The sequence below is a fragment of the Vibrio sp. 10N.222.52.B7 genome (assembly GCF_041474275.1).
Classification (GTDB): domain Bacteria; phylum Pseudomonadota; class Gammaproteobacteria; order Enterobacterales; family Vibrionaceae; genus Vibrio; species Vibrio crassostreae_C.
In genome coordinates, this window is record NZ_JBFRTU010000183.1 from 1 (window position 1) to 569 (window position 569).

The window sequence follows — 569 nt, forward strand, 5'->3', positions numbered from 1 at the left end:
ATTTTCCGGATTGGTATTAGTAATAACGACCAAAATGTAACAAAATATTGAGAATAATTCTCATAAAGAAGTGGGGATTGTGCTGTTGATTGTTTATAAAAGAGGCTGGGATAAGTGAGCACTTACCTTTCTAAGGTCAAATATAATCTAAGGTAAGAAATATCAGCTTAAATATTCCACATATAGAAAGCTAAAAGACCTCCCCCTTCGACTAGCTATTCAGATATTAAGGAAGCGTTATGGTTCTAATATCAGCATATCCAAACTAGAAGAATTAAGTGAAACCATTAATAAGTAGAAGCTAGTAAAAAGGCTCCAACATTTCTGCCGGGACGCGTAGTCTGGAGCCTTATATATGACAGGGGTGGACTGAGCCGGCAGGCTGGCATTCCAGCTCACGATATTGCTTCGTAGAAGCAATAGATGCAAAAAAGCCTCAGCATTTCTGCTGAGGCTTCGTATATGGCAGGGGTGGAGAGATTCGAACTCCCAACACGCGGATTTGGAATCCGCTGCTCTGCCAATTGGAGCTACACCCCTAAAACTTTTTATTACTTCAGATTCGAAAA

The 569-nt window shown here is 40.1% G+C and carries 1 tRNA gene; it reads right to left on the reverse strand.

Annotation, left to right across the window (positions count from 1 at the left end):
- Positions 1-463: 463 nt before the first annotated feature.
- A tRNA-Trp gene (locus AB4512_RS22200) sits at positions 464-540 on the reverse strand.
- Positions 541-569: the final 29 nt, after the last annotated feature.